5 protein-coding genes are annotated in these 5,225 nt (G+C 74.3%); 2 read left to right on the forward strand and 3 right to left on the reverse strand.

The window, feature by feature from the left end; translation table 11 throughout:
• Positions 1-66 precede the first annotated feature (66 nt).
• Both ACFWUY_RS40500 and ACFWUY_RS40505 read right to left on the reverse strand, forming a co-directional pair.
• A complete protein-coding gene (locus tag ACFWUY_RS40500; protein ID WP_384121783.1) occupies positions 67-939 on the reverse strand; it encodes an undecaprenyl-diphosphate phosphatase in 873 nt (290 codons plus the stop codon).
• 140 nt (positions 940-1,079) lie between these two features.
• Positions 1,080-1,829 carry a TVP38/TMEM64 family protein gene (locus ACFWUY_RS40505; protein WP_384121785.1) on the reverse strand — a complete coding sequence of 250 codons (750 nt, stop codon included), beginning with the start codon at positions 1,827-1,829 and terminating at the stop codon, positions 1,080-1,082.
• A 162-nt stretch (positions 1,830-1,991) separates the two neighbouring features.
• Between ACFWUY_RS40505 and ACFWUY_RS40510 the strand changes: the two genes are divergently transcribed.
• On the forward strand, positions 1,992-2,717 hold the full coding sequence (locus tag ACFWUY_RS40510; protein ID WP_384121787.1) for a DNA alkylation repair protein: 726 nt from the start codon (positions 1,992-1,994) through the stop codon (positions 2,715-2,717).
• A 49-nt stretch (positions 2,718-2,766) separates the two neighbouring features.
• Entirely contained in the window at positions 2,767-3,612 is an 846-nt protein-coding gene (locus tag ACFWUY_RS40515) for a spermidine synthase (protein ID WP_384121789.1), read from the forward strand.
• Here ACFWUY_RS40515 and ACFWUY_RS40520 read toward each other — a convergent pair.
• On the reverse strand, positions 3,574-4,962 hold the full coding sequence (locus ACFWUY_RS40520) for an MFS transporter (RefSeq protein ID WP_384121791.1): 1,389 nt from the start codon (positions 4,960-4,962) through the stop codon (positions 3,574-3,576). The two genes, ACFWUY_RS40515 and ACFWUY_RS40520, sit on opposite strands and share 39 nt — an antisense overlap.
• Positions 4,963-5,225 lie beyond the last annotated feature (263 nt).

The raw sequence follows: 5,225 nt of genomic DNA on the forward strand, positions 1-5,225 counted from the left end.
GGGGGCCCCCCCCCCCCCCCGGGGGGGGGGGCCCGCCCCCCCCCCCCCCCCGCCCACGTACGGGGGTCAGCCCGCGGACTCGCCCGCGTGCGGGCTGAGGACGTCCGTGCCGACCAGGATGAACAGCAGGATGCCGAGCAGGATCCGGTAGATCACGAAGGGCATGAAGCTCTTGGTGGTAATGAAGCGCATGAACCAGGCGATCACCGCGTAGCCGACGACGAAGGCGATGATCGTGGCGAAGATCGTCGGGCCCCAGGAGACGTGCCCCTCGCCCGCGTCCTTCAGCTCGTACGCGCCCGAGGCGAGGACCGCGGGGATCGCGAGGAGGAAGGAGTAACGGGCGGCCGCCTCGCGGGTGTAGCCCATGAGCAGGCCACCGGAGATCGTCGCTCCCGAGCGGGAGACGCCCGGGATCAGGGCCATCGCCTGGCAGAGGCCGAAGATCAGGCCGTCCTTCACGCCGAGTTCCTTGAGCGTCTTGCGCTCGCGGACCACCCGGTGGCGGCCGCCGATCTCGTCACGGGCGGCCAGCCGGTCCGCGACGCCGAGGACGACGCCCATGACGATCAGCGTGGTGGCGATCAGCCGCAGGTCGCGGAAGGGGCCCTCGATCTGGTCCTTGAACGTGACGCCCAGGACACCGATCGGGATCGATCCCACGATCACCAGCCAGCCCATCTGGGCGTCGTGGTCGGAGCGCATCGCCTTGTTCGTGAGGGAGCGGAACCAGGCCGAGACGATCCGGGCGATGTCCTTGCGGAAGTAGATCAGGACCGCGGTCTCCGTGCCGATCTGGGTGATCGCGGTGAAGGCCGCGCCCGGGTCGTGCCAGCCGGCGAACGCCGCGGTGAGGCGGAGGTGCGCGCTGGAGGAGATGGGAAGGAACTCCGTCAGCCCCTGGACGAGCCCGAGGATGAACGATTCGAACCAACTCATGGGGCTAGGGCCGTCCCGTTATGTACATGTGCGGTCAGAAGGTCGTGCGCAGCGTACCGTCCCAAGATGACGTGCCCGTGCCCAGGCCGCCCGAGGGCCCGTCGCCCCCGCCGCCGGCCCGGCCCGGCCGGGACGCCCTTCTAGCGGACGCTGCCCACCGGCTCCCGCTCCGGGGCGGGAACCGGGGCCGGGGCCCGCAGGCCGTGCCGCTTGCGCCAGGCCACCACCGCGGCCGCAAGGCCCGACAGGACGATGAACCCGGCGGAGAGGAGGAAGGCGGGCGAGCCCGGCGACCCGGCCTGGGCGCCCGCCACGACGTACGCCGCCGTGTTGGGCACCGAGCCGAGCGCCGTCGCGAGGAGGAACGGCACGTACCCCATCCGGGAGACCGCGGCGCAGTAGTTGGCCGCCGCGAACGGCACTCCAGGGAACAGCCGGATCGCCAGCATCGAACGGAACCCGTGCCGGCTCAGCTGCCCGTCCGCCGCCGTCAGCCAGCGGCCCCGCAGCAGCGGCCGCAGCGCGTCCTGGCCCAGGAACCGGCCGAGGGTGAACGCGATCCCGGCACCGAGGACCGTCCCCGCGACCGCCGCCGTCAGGCCCGCGGCCGAACCGAACAGCGCGCCCGCCGCCAGATTGAGCACGGGCCGCGGTACGAACGCGGCCGTGCACACCCCGTACGCGAGGCCGAAGAGCAGCACCGCCCCGGAACCGCTCGTCCGCGGCGGCCAGCCCGAGGCGAGGAGCCGCTGCGGCTCGTACAGCACCACGAGGGCCGCCGCCGTGAGCAGCAGCAGTACGAGCAGCGAGAGCCGCGCGCGGGGCGAGAACAGGGCCCGGGAGCAGCGGACGGCGAAGGAGCCCGGCGGCCGGGGCGCGGGAGCGAGCATTCGGGGAGAGTAACGGACGCGTCCGTATGATCGCCGTAATGCGCGTCATGTCCGTCCGGACACACACCATGTCCGTCCGGGCCTGACACACGCCACGTCCGTCCGGCCACGCGTCACGTCCGTCCGGGCCGGAAACCGCGCGACCCCAGGGCAGGGAGAACCGTGACCGATACCGCGCCGCTCGACGCCGGCCCCGGCGGCGTACCCCGCAGCGTCCTCGCCGACACCGTCCTCGACCGGCTCACCACGGTCTACCCGGCCGCGGGCAACCCCTTCCGGGCGCAGGAGATGGTCGCGTACATGAAGGGCGTCGCTCCCTTCCTCGGCGTCCGCACCCCCGAGCGCCGGGCCCTGTCCCGTACGGTCCTCGACGGCACCCCGCGCCCCGACGAGGCCGACTGCGCCGCCGTCGCCCTGCGCTGCTTCGCCCTGCCCGAGCGCGAGTACCACTACTTCGCCGTCGACTACCTCCGCCGCCATGTGCGGCGCTGCTCCTCCGGCTTCCTGCCCGTCGCCCGCCGGCTCGTCACCACCGTCCCGTGGTGGGACACCGTCGACCACCTCGCCGCCCACGTCGTCGGCGGCCTCGTCGCGGCAGACCCCTCCCTCGGCGCCCGCATGGACGAGTGGATCGAGGACGAGGACCCGTGGGTGGCCCGCACCGCCCTCCTCCACCAACTCCGCTTCAAGGGAGCCACGGACGCCGACCGGCTCTTCGCCCACTGCCTGCGCCGCGCGTCCGACACCGACTTCTTCCTCCGCAAGGCCATCGGCTGGAGCCTGCGCGAATACGGCAAGGCGGCACCCGACGAGGTACGCGCCTTCGTCACCGCGAACACCGGCCGCCTCTCGCCCCTCTCCGTCCGCGAGGCCCTCAAGCACCTCTGAGCCCCACCACCTGTACCGCCCGTGACCGGGCCCCCGGCACAATGAGCAGGTGAACGAGCACATTCCCGTCATCCGCGAGGTCGACCAGGGCACCGCGCGCCTCATGCCCGACGTGGACCGGGAGCGTGCCTGGCTCCTGACGGTCGACGGCGCGCCCCAGTCGTACGTCGACCTCGACGACCCGGCGTACCTGGAGTTCGAGTACGCGCGGCGGCTCGCCCACGTCGTCGACGGCGCCGCCGACGACGGCGAACCGCTCGACGTCCTCCACCTGGGCGGCGGGGCGCTCTCCCTGCCCCGGTACGTCGCCGCCACCCGGCCCGGCTCGCGCCAGGACGTGGTCGAGGCGGACCGGGGACTGCTCGCCCTGGTCGCCGAACACCTGCCGCTGCCCGAGGACTCCGGGGTCGCCGTGCACCCCGCGGACGCCCGGCGCTGGCTGGAGGAGGCGCCCGCCGCCTCGGCCGACCTGATCGTCGGCGACGTCTTCGGCGGCTCGCGGGTGCCCGCCCACCTCACGTCCGTCGAGTACGCGCGCGAGGTCCGGCGCGTCCTGCGACCCGAGGGGATCTACGCCGCCAACCTGGCCGACGGGGCGCCCTTCGTCTTCCTCCGCTCCCAGCTGGCCACCTTCGCCGCCGTCTTCCCCGAACTCGCGCTGGTCGCCGAACCGTCCGTACTGCGCGGCCGCCGCTTCGGGAACGCGGTCCTGGTCGCCTCCGGCCGCGCGATCGACACCGCCCACCTCGCCCGGCGTGCCGCGGCGGACGCCTTCCCCGCGCGCGTGGAGCACGGGGAGGCGCTCGACCGGTTCACCGGAGACGCGGAACCGGTCCTCGACTCCGGAGCCGTCGCCTCACCCGTCCCGCCGGACGGCGCCTTCGGAATCGGCTGAGGCCGAGGAGGGGACGGGGGCGGAGGCGGGGACCGGGCCGGGGGCGGGCACGGTCGCGGACGCGAGCGCCGGGGCCGGTGCCGGGCCCGCGATCTCCTTCGTGTGCGGACGCCGGGTCAGATTCCGTACGTCCGGCACGAGGAGGACCAGGGCGGTGACGAGCACCATGAGCGCGGCCGCGCCCCACAGCGCCTCGCTCCGGCCGAACGCGCTCTCCGCCGGACCCGCGAGCGCCGTCGTCAGCGGCAGCAGGGCCGTCGAGCCGAACCAGTCGTAGGCCGAGACCCGCGACAGCTTCTCCTCCGGGATCTCCTGGTGCATGGCCGTCATCCAGGAGACGCCGAAGACCTCGATGGCCACACCGCTCACGAACATCGCGGCCGCGAGCCCCACCGCGTCCAGGGGCACGGCGAGCGCCGCCGACGGCAGCGCGATCGGGAACACGCACAGCGTCCCCACGAACAGCATGCGGCGCGGCTTCCACCGGGCCATCAGGACGGCACCCGCGAGCGTTCCCACGCCGTACGCGGCGAGCGCGATGCCCCACGGCCGCGCGCCGCCCAGTTCGGCCCGGGCGACCAGCGGCCCGTACACCGACTCGACCGCCCCGATCAGACCCACCACGATGGAGAACTGGGCGACGATCGACCACAGCCAGGGGCGGCCGACGAACTCGTGCCAGCCCTCCCGCAGATCGGCGAAGAGGCCGCCACCGGGAGCGCGCTCGGGGATGCCGCTCACGTCGAGGAAGGCACGCAGTCCGCCCGCGACGGCGAAGGCGACCGCGTCGATCAGCAGCACCCAGCCGGGTCCGACGAAGGCGACGAGTGCGCCACCGAGGGCGGCGCCGCCGATGGTCGCGCTGTGCATGGCCATCCGGTAGACGGCGAAGGCACGGCTCGCCTGCTCCCCGGTGACGCTGGACATCAGCATGCCCTCGGCCGCCGGGTTGAAGAAGGCCTGGCCGGTGCCGCAGAGCGCGGTGAGCACCATCATCTGCCAGATGTGGGCCTCACCGGCGAGGACGAGGGCGGCGAAGAGGGCCTGCGAGACGCAGTTGAGGGCGTTGGCGGCGACCATCACCCGGTGCCGGGGCACCCGGTCGGCGACGGCGCCGCCGATGAGCAGGAAGAGGACGAGCGGCAGGAAGCGCGCCATCGCCACGAGCCCCGCGTCGCCCGCGTCGCCCCCGGATTCGAAGACCGCCCAGGTCGTGGCGATCAGGGCGCCGTGCGTGCCGAGGTTGGTCACGATCGTGGCGGCGGTGAGGAGGACGTAGTTGCGGCCGGCCCACTCGGGGCGGCGGGAACCGAGCGGGGTACGGCGGGTGGAGGTGGCGGGTCTGTTCACCCCGGGACTATCCCTGCCGGCCGGCCCTGATGCCAACCCGATATCCGGACGGCCCGCTCCGGCGATCGTTCGGGCGGCCGCTCCACCACCGGATGCGGCGCCAGGCCCCTGTCGGTTCGGCCCGCGTCCGGTTCGGGACCGTCCGGTCCGGTCGGGGCCCCGCGCGGGGGGGCCCCGCCCCCCGGGCCCGCCGGGGGGGGCGGGCGGGGCGGGGGGGCCCGGCGGGGGGGGGGGCGGGGGGGGGGCGGGGGGGGGACCCCCCG

The organism is Streptomyces sp. NPDC058664 (assembly GCF_042716635.1).
GTDB lineage: Bacteria > Actinomycetota > Actinomycetes > Streptomycetales > Streptomycetaceae > Streptomyces.